Below are 256 nucleotides of genomic sequence, written 5' to 3'. Positions count from 1 at the left end.
ACCGTCAGCATGATAGCTATCCCTGGGAAGAATAAAGTCCATGGGGCTTGAATGAGATAAGGCCTTGCATCGGCTAGCATTTTTCCCCACTCCGGACTTGGCGCCTGTGCACCCAGTCCTAAAAAACCTAAAGCTGCCGCTTCAATAATTGCCGTTCCGATCGCAAGCGTCGCCTGTACGATGACCGGCACCATACTATTTGGCAGGATGTGCCGCAGGACGATGCGGCGGTGTGACATCCCAACTGCCTTTGCTG

At 53.9% G+C, this 256-nt stretch carries 1 protein-coding gene; it reads right to left on the bottom strand.

All coding sequences use genetic code 11. The features are described from left to right. Positions 1-256, bottom strand: a 256-nt coding sequence (locus tag SB775_RS31400; RefSeq protein ID WP_410865190.1) for an ABC transporter permease, incomplete at both ends; no start/stop codon positions are given.

This window comes from Peribacillus sp. SIMBA_075, from assembly GCF_046534585.1.
The sequence above is the reverse complement of the archived record's forward strand: the minus strand, read 5'-3'. Positions and strand labels throughout refer to the sequence as shown.